At 66.1% G+C, this 19,193-nt stretch carries 2 protein-coding genes (1 of these 2 cut by a window edge); both read right to left on the bottom strand.

The features are described from left to right. A protein-coding gene (locus tag TU82_RS04375; protein WP_057721863.1) for a non-ribosomal peptide synthetase crosses the window boundary here: on the bottom strand, positions 1 to 6,273 show its beginning. The gene continues 8,199 nt to the left of window position 1, outside the view; only the first 6,273 of its 14,472 coding nucleotides appear in the window; its start codon is at positions 6,271 to 6,273; its stop codon lies off the left edge, out of view. Next, positions 6,270 to 19,193 (bottom strand): non-ribosomal peptide synthetase, encoded by a 12,924-nt coding sequence (locus tag TU82_RS04370; protein ID WP_057721862.1) that lies wholly within the window; start codon positions 19,191 to 19,193, stop codon positions 6,270 to 6,272. Before TU82_RS04370 ends, TU82_RS04375 begins: the two co-directional genes overlap by 4 nt.

Genomic DNA, 19,193 nt, shown 5'->3' with positions numbered 1-19,193 from the left:
AATGTACTCACGGATAAACAGCGCCGACAGGTCCGGCGTTGGCAGGGCCTTGCGATCGAGCTTGCCGTTGGCCGTCAGCGGGAGCGCATCGAGCCGCACGTAAGCGGCCGGGACCATGTAGCCCGGCAGACGCGCAACCAGGTGCGCACGGATATCACCGGCAGCCAAGGGGCTTGCCGACGGATGCGCGGTGAAATACGCCACCAGCCGCTCATCACATACCAGCACCACGACATCCTGGATACCCGGCAACTGGTTGAGTTGGGTTTCGATTTCACCCAGTTCGATGCGCACACCACGGATTTTCACCTGATCGTCGTTGCGCCCCAGGTACTCAAGGGTGCCGTCGGACAACCAACGCGCCAAGTCACCGGTTCGGTACATGCGTCCCTCATTGAACGGGTCATGCAGGAAGCGTTCGGCGGTCAGTTCCGAGCGGTTCAGGTAACCGCGTGCCACGCCTTTGCCGCCGACATACAATTCTCCGGTCACCCCCAGCGGCACCGGGCGCTGCTGGTCGTCGAGCAGGTATACCGTGGCATTGGCGACAGGCTTGCCGATATGCAGCGGCCGGCCGACCTCGATCCGGCCGGAGGTGGCGACCACTGTGGCTTCGGTGGGCCCGTAGTTATTGACCAATGCGTAACGCTGCGCTCGCGTGAACTGGCGCAAGCGGTCGCCACCGATCAGCAAGGTGCGCAGCGTCGGATGTTCGATCTGCTGGCTGAAGGCGTACTCGGCGACCGGCGTCGGCAGGAAGCACACGTCCAGGGGTTGCGCACACCACCAGGCGAGCAGTGCGTCGACATCCTCAACGCCGTCATGGGCCGGTGGCAAGTGCAGGGTCGCGCCGACACACAGCGCCGGCCAGACTTCCCAGGCCATCGCATCGAATCCGAAGCCGGCGACACTGGCCGTATGGCCCCCGGCACTCAGGTCGAAAGCACGACAGTGCCAGCCCACCAGATTCACCACACTGTGGTGTTCCACCATCACACCTTTGGGCAAGCCGGTGGAGCCGGAGGTGTAAATCACGTAGGCCAGATTGGACGGGCCGGCAGCCACTTCGGGATGAGGTTGCGTGGGGGTAAGCCAGCCATCGCCATCCAGCTCGATCACCGGCACCTCAAGGGCCGGCAGCCTTGGCAGGAGCGCGCGCTGGGTCAGCACGGCCAAGGGGGCGCAGTCGCTGAGCAGATAGGCCAGGCGCTCGGCCGGATGCGCGGGATCGACCGGTACATAACACGCGCCGGACTTGAGGATCCCCAGCAACCCGACCAGGGTGTCGAGGCCGCGCCGGGCGACGATGGCCACGCGGTCGTCGGGCTTGATGCCCAGGCCGCGCAGGTGATTTGCCAGATGGCTGGCGTGCCTGTCCAGTTCGGCATAGGTCAGGTGGTGCTCGCCGGCCTTGGCCGCAATGGCGTCGGGCGTGCGCTCGGCCTGCGCGGCGACAAGCCCGTGCACGGTGTGCTCGGCATTGCCGGGCATCGAGGTCGCATTGAAGTCCACCAGCACCTGCTGACGCTCAGGTTCTTCCATCAGCGGCACATGGGCCAGCACCGCTCGGTCGTCGGCGACCATGGCCTGCAACAGGCGGGTGAAGTAACCGACGTAGCGCTGCACCGTCGCCTCATCGAACAGCGCGACAGCGTATTGCAGCGCGCCACGGATCCTGCCCTGGTCTTCACCCAGGTCCAGGGTCAGCTCGAATTTGGCGAACAGGCTCTGCTGAGCCACCCCCTCAATCACCAGATCGCCCAACGTCAGGCTGGGCACACTGGCGTCCTGCCAGGCCAGCAGTGTCTGAAACAGCGGCGTGTGGGCCAGGCTGCGCACCGGCTGGGTAATCTCCACCACCTGCTCGAACGGCAGATCCTGATGGGACTGGGCCGCCAGCGACACCGCCTTGACCCGCGCCAGCAGCAATTCGGTGCTCGGTTCACCCGAGGTATCGATCCGCAGGGCCAGGGTATTGACGAACAGACCGATCAGCTCTTCCACTTCACTGCGCATCCGGTTTGCCACCGGCGAGCCAATCACCAGGTCCTGCTGGCCGGACAACCGTGCCAGCAGCGCTGCCCAGGCGCTCAACAGGGTCATGTAAAGCGTGACGCCATGGCGTTGACTCAAAGCCTTCAACCCGGCGGTCAGGCGTTCGTCCACATGCACCTCGACGCTGCTGCCGGCGTAGTCCTGCTGCGCCGGACGTGGACGATCGACAGGCAGCGTGAGCAAGGCCGGCGCATCCGCCAGCACCTGCTGCCAGTAATCGCTCTGGCGGTGCAGCACTTCACCGCTCAGCCACAAACGTTGCCAAATGGCGAAATCACCGTACTGGATCGTCAACGGCGGCAGCGGGTCGGGCTGGTCGTGGATGAACGCCTGGTACAGCGCCATCAGTTCGCGGGTCAGTACGCCCATGGACCAGCCATCGGAGACAATGTGGTGCAAGGTCAGCAGCAGCACATGATGATCGTCGGCCATCATCACCAGGTGCCCGCGCAGCAGCGGGCCACGCTCCAGGTCAAACGTCGCCGCAGCCTCGTGGTGGATCAACGCGTCCAGGGCCTGTTGCGGCTCGGGATGATTGCGCAGGTCCAGCAACTGCAGCGGCATGGCATCGTCGGCGGGCACGGTCAGCACCTGTGTGTCATCGCCCACCTGGACAAAACGGCTGCGCAGGGTGTGATGGCGCCTGACGATACAGGCCAACGCCTGTTGCAGCGCCTGGACGTGCAATTGCCCACGCAGGGCCAAACCGATGGGAATGTTGTAGGCACTGTTGCCGCCGTCCATGTTGGCCAGGAACCACAGGCGCTGCTGGGCGAATGACAGCGGCACCGCCTCGCCACGCTTGGCCGGCAGAATATCCGGCAAGGTGCTGCGACCCGCCTGGGCCAGCACGTGAGCGACTGCCGCCAGTTCGGCGTTGGCGAACAGATCCCCCAGCGCCAACTCGACGCCCAGGCGCTGGCGCACCTGGGACACCATGCGCATCGCCAGCAGCGAATGCCCGCCCAGCTCGAAGAAATGATCGCGCCGCCCAACCCGCTCCACTTGCAACACGTCGGCCCAGATCTGCGCCAACACGCTTTCGATCTCGCCCAACGGTGCCTCGTATTCGCGGCTGAATACCGCGGCCATATCGGGGGCCGGCAGAGCCTGGCGGTCGAGCTTGCCGTTGGCGGTCAAGGGCAGCGTGTCGAGCTTCATGAAAGCGACCGGCACCATATAGTCCGGCAGATGGGCCACCAGGTGCGCACGGATATCAGCGACGGCCAGCGCATCCAGTTGCGGGCTTTCGGTGAAATACGCCACCAACCGCTCCTCACGCACCAGCACCACCGCCTCCAGAATGCCCGGCAGCTGGTTGAGCCGGGTCTCGATTTCCCCCAGTTCGATGCGCATGCCACGGATCTTCACCTGGTCATCGTTGCGCCCCAGGTACTCGAGGTTGCCGTCGGGCAGCCAGCGCGCGAGGTCGCCGGTGCGGTACATGCGCCCGCTGCTGAACGGGTCGCGCAGGAAACGCTCGGCGGTCAGCTCCGGGCGGTTGAGGTAACCGCGGGCCACGCCCTTGCCGCCTACATACAGTTCGCCCGCCACCCCCAGCGGCACCGGGCGCAGCTGCTCGTCCAGCAGATACACCCTGGCATTGGCGATGGGTTTGCCGATATGCAACGGCTGGCCCGCCTCGACCTTGCCGGCGGTAGCGACCACCGTGGCTTCGGTGGGGCCGTAGTTGTTGATCAGCTCAAAGCGCTGCGCACGCCCGAACTGGCGCAGGCGGTCGCCGCCGATCAACAGCGTGCGCAGGGTCGGGTGCTCGATGTTCTGGCTGAAGGCGTACTCGGCCACCGGCGTCGGCAGGAAGCACACGTCCAGCGGTTGCGCGCACCACCAGGCGAGCAGCGCGTCGACATCCTCGGCGCCGTCACGGGCCGGCGGCAGGTGCAAGGTGGCGCCTGCGCACAGCGCCGGCCACACTTCCCAGGCCATCGCATCAAAACCGAAACCGGCCACACTGGCGGTATGCCGCCCGGCGCGCAGGTCGAAGGCGCTGCAATGCCAGTCCACCAGATTGGCCACGCTGTGATGCTCCACCATCACCCCTTTGGGCAGGCCGGTGGAGCCGGAGGTGTAGATCACATAGGCCAGGTTAGACGGGGTCATGGCCACGTCGGGATTGCTCGCCGCGTGGTGCTGCCAGGTGTAGCGGTCCAGGTTGATCACCGGCACGTCCAGCTCCGGCAGGCGCTCGAGCAACGCGTGCTGGGTCAGCACGGCCACCGGGGCGCTGTCGCTGAGCAGATAGCTCAGGCGCTCGGCCGGGTGGGATGGGTCCACCGGCACATAACAGGCGCCGGCCTTGAGAATCGCCAGCAAGCCGGCCAGGGTGTCCAGACCACGGCGCGCGACGATGGCCACGCGGTCATCGGGCCTGACCCCCAGCGCCAGCAGGTGATGAGCCAGCAGGTTGGCCTGCCCGTTGAGTTCGGCGTAGCTCAGCGTGCGGTCCAGGCAGACCGCCGCGATGACATCCGGGGTCAGCGCGGCCTGGGCCTCGATGCGCGCGTGCAAGGTGCTGCCCTGGGGGAACACCGCCTGGGTCGCGTTGAACTGCTCGATCAACAGGCGCTGCTCGGCCAGCGGCACCACCGGCAGTTGGTTGAGCGCGGTGTGCGGCGCCTGCTCCAGGGCGCTCACCAGGTTTTCCAGGGCGGTTTGCAGGTAGGCGCAGACGCGGTGCGGGTCGACCTGGGTGCAGGCGAGCAAACGCAAGATGAAGCTATCGCCCAGGTCATCCACGCTCAGCGTCAGCGGGTAGTTGGTACGCTCCTGCGAGCTCAACATTTCGATGCCGTTCCATGCCGCCACAGCCTCGGCCTGATTGCCGGAACCACTGTGCCGGTAATTGAGCAACGCACTGAACAGTGGCGTGGGCGCAGTCACTCCACTGCAGCGCTGCGCCAACGCCAAAGGGGCATGCTCATGGCGCAGCAACGTCGTCAGCCGTGCATGGGTGTCCCTGATGCCGGTGCGCACATCCGCATGACCGACGTCCACACGAAACGGCAACGTATTGATGAAGATCCCCAGTGCCCTGTCGGTCTGCTGACCGCCCTGCATGCGCCCCATCAACACCGTACCGAACACCACGCTTTGCTTGCCTGCCAGCACACTCAGCACCTGCGCCCAGGCCATATGGAACATGCTCGCGGCACTGACGCCCAGTTGGCGTGCCTGCTCGCGGGTACGTTGATTGAGCGCTGCCGACAACGGCAAATCCGCTTCGACGATATCGCGGCCGTCGCCCTGCACATCCTGCAGACCGAAAGGCAAGGTCGGCTCGCAGATATCGCTGAGCATCTGACGGAAAAACGCCTCGTGCTCCTGCTCGCTGACGCCCAGCCGCGCCTGCGCCACGTAATTGCGAAACGGGATGGGCTGGCCCAACTCTTCGCCACGGCCTTGCAACAGCGCCTGCAGTTCATGGCGCACTACGTCCAGCGCGCTGTGGTCCAGGGCCATGTGATGAAACAGCAGCATTGCCACCACGCGCCGCCCGGGTTCGTCCCAGGTGCGCACCAGGCGCAGCAGAGGGGCCTGGGTCACGTCCAGGCGGTAATGGCGCATATCGAACAGCTGGCGCAATTGCGATGCGACATCGCCCTCAGCCGGGTCCAGCTCCAGGGCTTGCACCGGCAGCCGGGCCTGGCGCCAGACCACTTGCGAGGGCTGTTCAAGGCCTTGCCAAACCACGCCGGTACGCAGGATATCGTGCCGATCCACGACACTCTGCAAGGCGTTGGCGAACTGTTCGAACCGCGCCAGGCTGTCGAAGGCGAACTGCGACTGCATGATGTACGGGTCACCCTGCTCCGTGCTCGCGTGGTGGTAGAGAATGCCTTCCTGCAGCGGTGCCAGTGGATAGATGTCCTGGATATTCGCCACGCCGCCCTCGACGGTGGCGACGATCCGCTCGATCTCATCCTGGCTCAGTGTGGACAGCGTCAACATGGCCGGGGTGATGCGCTCGACGCCCGGTGCGATGCCGTTGGCCGGCACCTGGACCTCGCCGGTTTTGCCGGCCGAATATTCACCCGTCTTGATCCGTTCGATCAGGGCCGGCTTGTGTTCGCGCAACGCAGCAAGGATCGCCGGGTCGCTCAAGGCTTGTCTGTTGCCCTGAACTGACAGTTGCTCGCCTTTGAGCGCCAGTTGCACATCCTTGACTTTCAGGGTTGCCAGCAATTGTTGGATGTTCACAGGACGATCTCCATTCGTTCGGTCATTGCGGCGTAGCCGGCCAGGGTCGGTTGCTCGAACAGCCCTCGCACATCGGCTTCCATGCCTTCCTGGCGCAAGCGCCCGATCAAGCTCACGGCAAGCAGCGAATGCCCGCCCAGTTCAAAGAAATTGTCATGGCGCCCCACGCGCTCCACGTTGAGCAACTCGGCCCACAACCGGGCCAGCAGGATCTCGGTGTCGCCTTCGGGCGCCGCGTACTCACGCACGCTCAGCGCGTGCATACCGGGGGCCGGCAGCGCCTTGCGGTCGAGCTTGCCATTGGGGCTCAGGGGCAGCGCGTCGAGGTGCATGAACAACGCGGGCACCATGAAGTCCGGCAGGTGCCGCAAGAGTTGGCTGCGCAGGGCGTCGATGGCGGTGGCCGCGCCGGTGTAGTAGGCGACCAGGCGATCTTCGCGGGCCACGACCACGGCCTCTTTCACCGCTGGATGCTCGATCAGTCGCGCCTGGATTTCCCCCAGTTCGATGCGCAGGCCGCGAATCTTCACCTGGTCATCGTTGCGGCCCAGGTACTCGAGATTGCCGTCCGGCAGGTAGCGACCAAGATCGCCGGTGCGGTACATCCGGCCCGCGCTGAACGGGTCCTCGAGGAAGCGTTCGGCGGTCAGTTGCGTACGGTTGAGATACCCCCGCGCCACCTGCACGCCGCCGATGAACAGCTCACCGACCACGCCCAGCGGCACCGGCTGCAACTGCTCATCCAGCACGTACATGCGCGTGTTGGCAATCGGCTTGCCGATCGGCGTGTTGTCCGGCACGTCGCTGCGTGCGCAGTTCCAGGCGGTCACATCCACCGCAGCTTCGGTCGGGCCATACAGGTTATACAAACCGATGCCCGGCAGTTGCTGCTTGAAGCGCCGCACCAGGCTGCCCGGCAGCGCTTCACCGCTGCACATCACACGCACCAGCCCGGCGGCCTGGCTGACATCGTCGTGGGCCAGGAATACGTCGAGCATCGACGGTACGAAGTGCAGCGTGGTGATGTGCTCCGCCTCAATCACTTCGCACAGATACGCCGGGTCCTTGTGTCCGCCCGGCCGCGCCATGACCAGACGGGCGCCGGTCATCAGCGGCCAGAAGAACTCCCACACCGACACGTCGAAACTGAAGGGCGTTTTCTGCAACACCGCATCCTGCGCGTTGAGGCCGTACGCGTCCTGCATCCACAGCAGACGGTTGACCACACCGGCATGTTCATTGATTACGCCCTTGGGCTGGCCGGTGGAGCCGGAGGTGTAGATCACATAAGCCTGATGCCGGGCAGTCAGGTCCGGCACGCCGGGATTGGTGCTCGGCTGGTGCTGCCAGGTGTCGCGGTCCAGATCAAGGGTGGGTACATCACCGAGCAAGGCACGGGTTGCGCCGTGGGCCAGCACCACCACCGGTGCGCTGTCGTGCAGCATGTAGGCGAGGCGCTCATGGGGATAGGCCGGGTCGAGCGGCACATAACCGCCGCCGGCCTTGAGGATGGCGAACAGGCCGATGACCATGTCCAGGCCGCGCTCCAGGCACACCCCGACCCGCGACTCGGGCCGTACGCCCAGTTCGCGCAGGTGATGAGCCAGACGGTTGGCCCGCTCGTTGAGTTGCCGATAGCTCAGGCGCTGATCACCCGCTTTCACTGCCTCGGCCTCCGGCGTGCGTGAGACCTGCGCCTCGAACAAGCCGTGCAACGTCTGGTCGAGGTGGTAATCGACTGCGGTCGCGTTGAAGCCGTGCAAGAGTTTCTCGCGCTCCTGCTGCCCCAGGATCGACAAGCGGCTGATCGGCAGGTGCGGCGCCTGCTCCAGCGCCTCGACCAGCCCAAGCAGAGCCGTCTGCATATAACCGCAGACGCGTTGCGCACCGATGTGCGCGGGGGTCATGACGGTCAGGCGGAAACCCTCGCGCTGATCATCGACGTTCAAGGTCAGTGGGTAATTGGTGCGCTCCTCACTGGCCAGGGTATGAATCCCTTGCCATGCCGGCGACACCGTCGCCTCCTGGCTGGCGCTGTGGCGGTAATTGAGCACTGCGCTGAACAACGGCAACGGCGCGGCGACGCCGCTGCAACGCTGGGCCAGGGCAAGCGATGCATGTTCATGGCCGAGCAGTGCCGTCAGGCGCTCATGGGTGTGCTTGACGGCCGCGCGCGCGCCGGTTTCATCAATATCCACGCGCAGCGGCAACGTATTGATGAACATCCCCAGCGCACGGTCGCTGCCTTTGCCCCCCTGCATACGGCCAAGCAGTACAGTGCCGAAAACCACGCTGTACTGGCTGCTGGTGCTGGCCAGCACCCGGGCCCACGCCAGATGAAACAGGCTGGCGGCGCTGACACCCGCGAGGCGGGCCTGGGCCCTCAGACGCTGGCTGAAGGCCGGGGCCAGGCTTTGCTGCACCTCTTCGATTGCACTGCCGTCACCTTGAACGTCCTGCAAGCCGAACGGGAGCGTCGGCTCGTCGATGTCTCCCAGCATCTGGCGGAAGAACGCCTCATGCTCCTGCTCTGCGACGCCCAGGCGCGCCTGAGCCACATAGTTGCGGTAAGGAATGGCAGCTTCAGCGATCCGGGGTTGCCCGAGCAAACTGGCCTGCATCTCCTGGCGTACGCTGTCGAGTGCCGTGTGATCAAGGGCGATATGGTGGAACAGCAACATCGCGACGACCCGCTCCTGGCTGGGGTCCTCGGCATACACCAGGCGGATCAGCGGGGCCTGGGACATCGGCAGCCGGTAATGGCGCGGGTCAAAACGCTGGTGCAACTGTTCAAGGACGTTGCCTTGCAGCGATACGCACTGCACGGCCAGTTCAGCCTTGCGCCACACCACTTGCAGCGGTTGCACCAGACCTTCCCAGACCACTGCGGTGCGCAGGATATCGTGGCGATCGATCACCTGCTGCAGCGCCTGGGCAAACGCGTTCAAACGCTCAAGGCTGTCAAACGCCAGGTGCGATTGCAGCAGGTACGGGTCGCCCTGCTCGGCGCTGAGGTGATGGTAGAAAATGCCTTCCTGCAACGGCGCCAGCGGGTAGATATCCTGCACATTGGCGGCGCCGCCGGGCACTTGGTCGATCACCTGATCCAGCGTCGACTGCTCCAGCGTGACCAGCGGCAGCATGTCCGCGGTGATGCGTTGGCAACCGTCGGGAATACGGTTGGCCGGCACCTGCACTTCGCGACCACTGCCGACGGCGGCGGCCAACGCGGCCAGGGTCGGCTGGCTGAACAGCACGCGCACATCGGCGCTCAGGCCGACCTGGCGCATGCGCTCGATGAGGCTGACGGCCAGCAACGAATGCCCGCCCAGTTCGAAGAAGTGGTCATGGCGCCCCACCTGCTCCACTTGCAGCACGTCGGCCCAGATCCGCGCCAGACGGGTTTCCACCTCGCCCTGGGGCGCTTCGTAGTCACGGGTCAGCAGCGCGGCCTGATCTGGGGCTGGCAGGGCCTTGCGGTCCAGCTTGCCGTTGGCGGTCAGGGGCAAGGCCGCAAGTTTCACGTAGGCCACCGGCACCAGGGCCTCGGGCAACTGCGCCAGAAGCTGCGCGCGCAGCGTTTCGATCGACAGCGCCTGGTGCTCGGTGAACCAGGCGATCAAGCGCCCTTCGCGCACCAGCACCACGGCCTCCGCCACGCTGTCGAGCGCGGCCAGGCGGCTTTCGATTTCACCCAGTTCAACCCGCACCCCGCGCAGTTTGACCTGGTCATCGTTGCGCCCCAGGTACTCCAGGTTGCCATCGGGCAACCAGCGCACCAGGTCGCCGGTGCGGTACATGCGCCCGGGGTTGAACGGGTCTTGCAGGAAGCGCTCGGCGGTCAGGTCCGGGCGGTTCAGGTACCCGCGCGCCACGCCGCGCCCACCCACATACAGTTCACCCGCCACGCCCACCGGCACCGCACGCAAGTGCGCATCCAGCACGTAGCTGGTGGCATTGGCGATGGGCCGGCCGATATGCAAAGGCTGCCCGGCCCGTACGCGGCCGGAGGTGGCGACCACCGTGGCTTCGGTGGGGCCGTAGTTATTGATCAGGGCAAAACGCCGTTCCTGGCTGAACTGGCGCAGGCGGTCGCCACCGATCAGCAGCATGCGCAAGGTCGGGTGTTGCAGGTTCAGGCTGAAGGCGTACTCGGCCACCGGGGTGGGCAGGAAGCTCACGTCCAGCGGCTGCGCCAGCCACCAGGCCAACAGTTCGTCGATGTTTTCATTGCCCACCTCGGCGGGCGGCAGGTACAGGGTCGCGCCCACGCACAGCGCCGGCCAGACTTCCCAGGCCAGCGCATCGAAACCGAAACCGGCGACGCTGCTGGTCTGGCTGGCAGCCCCCAGGCCAAAGGCCTCGCAATGCCAGTGCACGAGGTTTTCCACGTGGTGATGTTCCACCATCACGCCCTTGGGCTGGCCGGTGGAACCGGAGGTGTAGATCACGTAGGCCAGGTGCGCCGGGGTCAGTGCGCCGAGTTGCGGATTGCTCACTGGGTATTGCTTCAAGCCGGGGTCGTGAAGGTCGACACTGGCGACGGCGCCGAGCAAGTCTCGAGTACCAGCTTCCGAGAGCACCGCCACCGGTGCGCTGTCCTGCAACAGGTAGGCGATCCGCTCGGCCGGGTACGCCGGGTCGATCGGTACATAACCCGCGCCGGCCTTGAGAATGCCCAGCAGGCCCACCAGCATCTGCGGGCCGCGACGGCAGCAGATCGCCACGCGGTCATCCGGCTGCACGCCAAGCCCCAGCAGATGATGCGCCAGTTGGTTGGCGCGTTGATTGAGCTGTTGATAGGTCAGCGCCGCCCCGTCCTGCATCACCGCGATGGCATCGGGCTGGCGCTCGACCTGGACTTCAAAGGCCCCGTGCAGCGTGTGCCCGCGCGGGAAGTCATGGGCGGTGGCGTTGAATTCGCGCAGCAGGGTGTCGCGTTCGGCCGTCGGCAGAATCGGCAGGTGAGGCAAGCGGGTGTCCGGCGCGTGTTCCAGAGCGGCCACCAGTTGCTCTACGGCGTTGTGCATGTAGTCACACAGGCGCTGGGCGCCGATCTGCGGCAAGGCCAGCACGGCCACGGCAAAGCCTTCGCCCAGGTCGTCCACACTCAGGGTCAGCGGATAGTTGCTGCGCTCTTCGCCGCCGAGCAGCTGTACGCCCTCCCAGATCCCGTGGCCGTCGCGGGCCATTTCGCCGGGGCTGCTGTGGCGGTAATTGAGCAAGGCGCTGAACAGCGGCGTGGCCGTCGCCACCCCACTGCAACGCTGGGCCAGGGCCAGGGAGGCATGTTCATGCCCGAGCAAGGCGCTCAAGCGTGCATGGGTGGCCTTGACCGCGTCGGCGGCAGCGGCCGCCACGTCGACGCGCAGCGGCAAGGTGTTGATGAACATGCCCAGGGCGCGGTCCGCCCCGTCGCCGGCCTGCATGCGCCCCATCAGCACGGTGCCGAACACCACGTCGTCGCGCCCGGACACCAGCCCCAGCACCTGCGCCCAGGCCAGGTGCATCAGGCTCGCGGCGCTGACACCCAGGTGGCGTGCCTGCTCGCGCACCCGCTGCGCCAGCTCGACCGGCAATTGTAGTTCGGCTTCTTCGATGGTGCGGCCGTCGCCTTGCACATCGTGCAGGCCGAATGGCAGCGTCGGCTCGTCGACATCGGCGAGCATGCCGCGGAAAAACTGCTCATGCTCGGCCACGCTGACTCCCAGGCGCGCCTGGGCCACGTAGTTGCGAAACGGCGCGGCCTCGGGCAAGTCATCCGCCTGCGCCAGCATGAAGGCCCGCATCTCCTGGCCCACCACTTCCATGGCGGTATGGTCCAGGGCCAGGTGGTGGAACAGCAGGATCGCCGCGACACGTGAATTGGCCGGGTCCTGGGCGTAGACCATGCGCAGCAGCGGCGCCTGGGTGATGTCCAGCCGGTAGTGCCGCGCATCGAAGCGCGCATGCAGTTGTTCGATGATGCCGCCGTCGGCCGGGTCCAGGCTGACGGCCTGCACCACCAGCTGCGCCTGGCGCCACACCACTTGCACCGGGCTGTCCAGGCCTTCCCAGACCACCCCGGTGCGCAGGATGTCGTGGCGCGCCACCACCTGCTGCAGCGCGCCCATGAAAGCGTGCAAGCGTTCGAGGCTGTCGAACGCCATGCGCGATTGCAGCAGGTACGGGTCGCCCTGTTCAGCGCTGATATGGTGATAGAGGATGCCTTCCTGCAACGGCGCCAGCGGGTAGATATCCTGCACGTTCGCCGCACCGCCCGGCACGTTGGCCACGATGCGTTCGATGGCGGCTGCGTCGAGTTGCACCAGGCTGAGCATCGACGGGGTGATGTGCGTGCAACCTGCCGGGATGCCATTGGCCGGCACCACGATTTCACGCCCGCTGCCCACCGCCGCCGCCAATGCCGCCAGGCTGGGCTGGCTGAACAGTACGCGTACATCGGCGCTCAGGCCGACGCGGCGCATGCGCTCGATCAGGCTGACGGCCAGCAACGAATGCCCGCCGAGTTCGAAGAAATGATCATGCCGCCCGACGCGCTCGAGCTTGAGCACGTCCTGCCAGATCTGCGCCAGCAGGGTTTCCACCTCGCCCTGGGGCGCCTCGTAGGCACGGCTGAGCAGGGCTTGCGGGTCTGGCGCGGGCAAGGCCTTGCGGTCGAGCTTGCCGTTGTTGGTCAAGGGCAGACTGGCCAGGGGCATGTAGGCCGAGGGCAGCATGTAGTCCGGCAGCAGGCCTTGCAGGTGGGCGTGCACGTCGTCGATGTCCAGCGCGGCGTCGGCCCAGGTGAAATAGGCGACCAGGCGCTTGTCCCCCGGCACGTCCTCGCGGGCCAGCACGGCGACGTCGCGGATGCCGGCGCAGCTCGCCAGACGCGCCTCGATCTCACCCAGCTCGATACGAAAACCACGGATTTTCACTTGATCGTCATTGCGTCCAAGGCACTCGAGCAAGCCGTCCACCGACCAGCGCCCCAGGTCGCCCGTGCGGTACATCAGGGCGTGGGGCTGTTCGGAAAACGGGTCGTGCACGAACTTTTCGGCGCTCAGGTCCGGTCGGTTCAAATAACCCTTGGCAACGCCATCGCCGCCAATGCAGATTTCGCCGGTGATGCCCAGCGGCACCGGCTGCAACTGCGCGTCCAGTACATAGATTTGGGTGTTGGAAATAGGCCGACCCACCGGCACGCTCTCCACGTCATCGGCAAGTGCGCGCACTTCGTAGGTGGTGGCGTAGGTGGTGGTTTCGGTCGGGCCATAGCAATGCACCAGGCGCAGTGACGGTGCCTGGGCCAGCAGGCTGCGGAAGGCGGCCGGGTCGGCGCGCTCGCCGCCGCACAGCAGAATGCGCAGGCCGGCCAATGCCTCGGGAATCAGCTGCACATACTGGTTGAACAGCGCGGTGGTGACGAACAGCACCGTGGCACCGGCAAGCTCGGCGCCGAACGCCTGCGGGTCGAGCACGGTGGCGTGGTCGATCACCTGCACTTGCCCACCGTTGAGCAACGCGCCCCAGACGTCCATGGTGCTGGCATCGAACGCCGGGTTCGAGGCAAAGGCCACGCGGTCCTGGGCATTGAAGTCGGCGTAGCCGTTATTGATCACCAGCCGGGTAATGCCACGCTGGGGCACCAGCACGCCTTTGGGAGTGCCGGTGGAGCCGGAGGTGTACATGATGTAGGCGACGCTGTCGGCGGACTGTTCCCGCTCGGGGTTCTGCGCCGGCAGCCCGTCCAGGTTCAGCCCGGCCAGGTCGTCCAGCACCAGGCGGGCGCCGCTGTCCTGGACCATGAACGCCTGGCGCTCGGCCGGCGCATTGACGTCCAGCGGCACGTACACCGCCGCGCACTTGAGCACGGCCAGTTGGCTGACCACCAGCTCAATGCTGCGCGGCAGCGCCAGGGCCACCGGCTCGCCGGCTTGCACGCCCTGGCCGATCAGGTAGTGAGCCAGGCGATTGGCGCGGCGATTGAGGTCGCGGTAACTCAGGGACAGCTTGCCATGCACCACCGCCACCGCTTCAGGCCGTGCCAGCGCCTGGGCTTCGAACAGCTGGGCGACGCTCAGGTGCGCCGGGTAGTCGCGGCGAGTGGCGTTGAACTCCACCAGCAATTGCCGACGCTCTGCCGGCGGTACGATCGACAACAATTGCAGCGCGGTGGTCGGCGCCTGTTGCAGCGCCGTCACCAGGTGGCGCAGCGCGGTCAGCATATAGTCAGCCACGCGCTGCACGTCCAGCGTAGCGACGCCTTGCACGGTGAGCGCGAAGCCTGCGCCCAGGTCATCGACGTTGAGCACCAGCGGGTAGTTGCTGCGCTCTTCGGAGCTGAGCACCTGGATGCCGGACGCGGCGAACGGGCTGTCACCCGGTGCTTCATCCGGTGCGCTGTGACGATAGTTGAGCAAGGTACTGAACAACGGCAACGACGCCGGCACGCCGCTGCAGCGCTGGGCCAGGGACAACGAGGCATGCTCGTGCCCGAGCAATTGCGCCAGGCGTGCGTGGGTGGCACGCACACCGGCCTGCACCCCCGTGGCGCCAAGGCTGACCCGCAGCGGCAAGGTATTGATGAACATCCCCAGCGCCCGATCAGCGCCCTCGCCGCCCTGCATGCGCCCCAGCAACACGGTGCCGAACACTACATCACGCTGGCCGGACACCTGGCTCAGCACCTGCGCCCAGGCCAGGTGCACCAGGCTTGCGGCACTCACGCCCAACTGCCGTGCCTGTTCGCGCAGGGCCAGGCTCAGCCCCGGCTCCAGCGGCAGATGCGCTTCGACGATGCCGCTGCCGTCGCCATTCACATCCTGCAAGCCGAAGGCCAGGGTCGGCTCGTCGATATCGCCGAGCATCTCGCTGAAGAAGGCTTCGTGCTGCGCCTGGCTTACACCGAGGCGTGCCTGGGCCACGTAGTTGCGGTACTGCACCGCGTCGGGCAACTGGTCGCTGCTGCCGGCCAGGCTGGCGCTCATCTCCTGCACCAGCACGTGCAGGGCGGTGTGGTCGAGCAGGATATGGTGCAACAGCAGGATGCCGACCAGGCGACCCGGTTCCTCGCTGTATGCCAGGCGCATCAGCGAAGCGCGTGACAGGTCCAGGCGATAGTGACGGGGGTCGAAGCGCTGTTGCAGAGATGCCAGGGCATCGTCGCCCGTGGCCTCGACCCGCTCGACCGCCAGCGGCGCCTGGCGCAGCACCACCTGCACCGGTTCATCCAGGCCTTCCCAGAGGATCGCGGTGCGCAGGATGTCATTGCGCTCGATTACGCTGTGCAGCGCCTGGACAAATCCGTCCAGCGCCGCCTGGTCAGCAAAGCTGAACTGCACCTGCAACACGTAGGGGTCGCCCTCTGCGGTTGCCAGGTGATGGTAGAGAATCCCGGCCTGCAGCGGCGCCAGGCCGTAAATGTCCTGCACGTTGGCAACGCCGCCGGGTATCGCCTGGATGATGTGGTCGATGGCGGCCTGGTCGAGGTCGATCAGGGGCAGCATGTCCGGCGTGATGGCCGTGCTGTGTTCTTCAATGAGATTGGCCGGCACCTGCACTTCAAAGTGCCCGCCGACCGCCGCCGCCAGCGCCGCCAGCGTCGGTTGGCCGAACAGCACGCGCACATCGGCGCTCAGGTCCACCTGACGCATGCGCTCGATCAGCTTGACCGCCAACAGGGAGTGGCCGCCGAGCTCGAAGAAATTATCCTCGCGTCCCACGCGGTCGACCTTGAGCAAGTCCTGCCAGAGCGTGGCGATGGTGGTTTCCACCGTGCCCTGGGGCGGCGCATAACCACGCCGGGCCAACGCGTCGGTATAGGGTGCGGGCAAGGCCTTGCGGTCGAGTTTGCCGTTGGTGGTCAACGGGAAACGCTCCAGCAGCACAAAGGCAGCGGGCACCATGTAATCGGCCAGGCTCAGCAGCAGATGGTCGCGCAAGGCGGCCGCAGTGGGCGCACCGTCAGCAATCACGTAGGCCACCAGGCGTTTGTCCCCGGGGCTATCCTCGCGGGCGATCACCACGGCGTCGCGCACACCGTCGGCAGTGACCAGGTGGGCCTGGATTTCACCCAGTTCGATACGGAAACCGCGAATCTTCACCTGGTCGTCGTTGCGCCCCAGGTACTCGACGCTGCCGTCGGCCAGCAAGCGGCCAAGGTCGCCGGTCTTGTACATGCGCAAGCCGGTGGCCGGGTCGGGCAGGAAGCGTTCGGCGTTGAGCGCGTCACGGTTCAGATAACCACGCGCCACCCCGGCGCCGCCCACATACAACTCACCGACCACGCCAAACGGCAGCGGCTCGCGTTGTGCATCCAGCACGTACAGCTGCAAATCCGGGATGCGCACGCCAATCGGGCTCACGCCGACCAACTGCGCATCGGCCGCCTCCAGCGCGCGGTAGGTCACGTGCACGGTGGTTTCGGTGATGCCGTACATGTTCACCAGTTGCGTACCGGCATTCACCGCCCGTGCATACCAGGGCTTGAGCATGCCCGGCTCCAGGGCCTCGCCGCCGAAAATCACCTGGCGCAACGAATGCGCCTGGTCGCTGTTACCCTGCGCCGCGATCAACTGGCGGAACGCACTCGGCGTCTGGTTGAGGATGCTCACCGAGGCTTCACAGAGCAGCGCGTAGCACTCATCCGGTGAGCGGCTGACCAGTTGCGGCACGATCAGCAACTGGCCGCCATGCATCAGCGCGCCCCAGATTTCCCACACGGAAAAGTCGAACGCAAAGGAATGGAACAGCGCCCACACGTCGTGCTGGTTGAAGCCGAACCAGTGTTGGGTGGCGCTGAACAGCCGCGCCACCTGGCGGTGTTCGATCATCACGCCCTTGGGCTGGCCGGTGGAGCCGGAGGTGTAGATGACATAGGCCAGGTGGGCCGGGCTCAGGTGCAGGCGCGGATTGACCGTGGCCTGCTGGTGCAGGGCGTCGAGGTCGATCTGCGCCAGGTTGCCGACCAAGTGTCGGGTATCGGCCTGCACCAGCACCGCCACCGGCGCGCTGTCGCCCAAGGTGTAGGCGATGCGTTCCTGCGGGTACGCCGGGTCGATCGGTACATAACCGGCACCGGCCTTGAGGATGCCGAGCAGGCCGATGATCATCTGCGGGCCGCGCTCCACGCAGATCGCCACGCGCGCGTCGGGGCGCACGCCGTGGGCCAGCAGCGCATGGGCGACCTGGTTGGCGCGTTCGTTGAGTTGACCGTAGGTCAGGCAGTGCTGTTCGAAACGCACGGCAATCGCGTCGGGGCGGGCGGCGGCGTGGGCTTCGACTTGCTGATGGATCAGGGCGGTGTCGGCGTAGTGCGCGGGGCTTTGGTTCAGGTGGTGCAGCAAGGTATGGCGTTCGAGGTCAGGCAGGATGTTCAGGCCGCTGAGCGGCATGTCCGGTCGCTGTTCGAGGGCATCGGCCAGGCTTTCGAGCGCCGTGTGCAGGTAGCCGGCGACGCGTTGCGCGCTGATCGACGCATCGACCATCACCGTCAGCGCAAAGTCTTCACCCAGGTCATCGACATTGACCGTCAGCGGGTAGTTGGTGCGCTCCTCGGCGCCGAGCACCTGGATGCCTTCGGCGACCTCGATCACTGCGTGCATGTCGCTGGCGGCGCTGTGACGGTAATTGAGCATTGCACTGAACAGCGGCGCCGGCGCCGCCACCCCGCTGCAACGCTGGGCCAGCGCCAGGGAGGCGTGTTCGTGCTCAAGCAAGGTGGTGAGGCGTTCGTGGGTAGCCTTGATCGCGGCGCGCACGCCTTGCTCGCCGACATCCACGCGCAGCGGCAAGGTATTGATGAACATGCCCAACGCGCGTTCGCCGCCCTCGCCCGCGCCCATGCGGCCGAGCATCACGGTGCCGAACACCACCGACTCACGGCCGGAGACCACCCCCAGCACCCGGGCCAGCGCCAGGTGCATCAGGCTTGCCACACCGACGCCCAACGGACGCGCCAGGCTGCGCAGGCGCACGCTCAGCGCGTGATCAACCGGCAGGCGCGCTTCGTCGATGCCCAGGCCATCGCCCTGCACGTCCTGCAAGCCGAAGGGCAAGGTCGGTGCGTCGATGTCGGCGAGCATGTCGCGAAAGAAGGCTTCGTGGGCCTGTTCGCTCACGCCATGACGCACCTGGGCGATATAGCCGCGAAACGCCACCGGCGGCGCGGCCTGCGCCTGCTTGCCGGCCAGGTACAGCTGGATTTCCTCGCGCACCCCATCGAGGGCGGTGTGATCGAGGATGGTGTGATGAAACAACAGCATCGCCACCACACGTTCGTTGGCCGGATCGTCGGCGAACACCAGGCGCAGCAACGGCGCCTGGCCCAGGTCCATGCGATAGGTGCGCGCATCGTAGCGTGCGAGCAGTTGGGCCAGGCGGTCGGCACCGTCCAGATACGCCTCTTCACAGGCCAGGATTGCCTTGCGCCACACCACTTGCAACGGCTCGTCGAGGCGCTCCCAGGCCATCGACGTGCGCAGGATGTCGTGACGATCGATCACCCATTGCAGCGCTTGGGCAAAGGTGTGCATACGGGCGCGGCTGTCGAACACGAACTGCGCGTGCAGCACATAGGGGTCGCCCTGCTGTGCGCGAAGGTGGTGGTAGAGCATGCCTTCCTGGAGCGGCGCCAGCGGGTAGATATCCTGCACATTCGCCGCCCCGCCAGGGATCGCCGCGACGATGCGGTCGATGGCCGGCTGGTCGAGCGTGACCAGGGGCAGCATGTCCGGGGTGATGCGATAGGCCGGGCTCGACCAGTCACCGCCATGCGCCGCGACCAGCTCAAGCAGTTGGGGTTTGTGCGCGATCAGTTGGTCCCACAGCCCGTCATCCAGCGCGTCGTCATCGCCCAGGACGATCAGGTCGCCCTCTTCCGTCTGCAGACGGATCGCATGGGTGGAAATCGCTGCCAGTAATTCGCTGAACTGCAT

This window comes from Pseudomonas orientalis, assembly GCF_001439815.1.
GTDB classification, from domain to species: Bacteria; Pseudomonadota; Gammaproteobacteria; order Pseudomonadales; family Pseudomonadaceae; genus Aquipseudomonas; species Aquipseudomonas orientalis.
The sequence above is the reverse complement of the archived record's forward strand: the minus strand, read 5'-3'. Positions and strand labels throughout refer to the sequence as shown.

What these genes read in the sequence shown, in the direction of transcription:
- TU82_RS04370 (WP_057721862.1), bottom strand. Translation starts at nt 19,193, where the DNA reads ATGCAGTTCAGCGAATTACTGGCAGCGATTTCCACCCATGCGATCCGT.